The following is a 523-nucleotide window of genomic DNA, read 5'->3' as shown; positions in this document are numbered from 1 at the left end:
TTCTATCATCGACTACTTACTCTTTGCTAAAAAGTACCTTGCCGAATGTGAGGAGCGTTATGGCGTTCAAGAGGTTGAAAAGCTTCTCGACTCCTGCCATGCGTTAATGAACTTTGGTGTCGACCGCTACAAACGACCAGAGAAAATCTCGATTACCGAAGAGAAGGCCCGCCAAGAGGAGCGCGAGGCTTATCTGCAATCTCAAGTCAATGAACTGTGGCGAACCGTACCAAGAGCCAAAACTAAAGAAGAAGACATTAAAGAGCGCTTCCCTAGTGAACCTCAAGAAAACCTACTCTACTTCTTTGAAAAACATGCGCCGCTCTTGGAACCATGGCAACGCGAGGTTGTTCGAATCGTCCGAAAAATAAGCCAGTACTTTTATCCACAAAAGCAAACTCAGGTTATGAATGAGGGATGGGCAACGTTCTGGCACTATACGATTCTAAACCACTTATATGATGAAGTTATTCTATCCGAAAAGTTCATTCTTGAATTTTTACATAGCCACACGAGTGTTGTT

Annotated in this window: 1 protein-coding gene; it reads left to right on the top strand. The window is 43.6% G+C overall.

The features are described from left to right. The coding region (locus R7F64_RS24370; RefSeq protein WP_318072221.1) for a SpoVR family protein at window positions 1–523 on the top strand (523 nt) is incomplete at both ends.

It is taken from the genome of Vibrio sp. Vb1980 (genome assembly GCF_033338615.1).
GTDB lineage: Bacteria > Pseudomonadota > Gammaproteobacteria > Enterobacterales > Vibrionaceae > Vibrio > Vibrio alginolyticus.
Note: the sequence above shows the minus strand (reverse complement) of the source record. Positions and strands in the feature narration are given on the sequence as shown.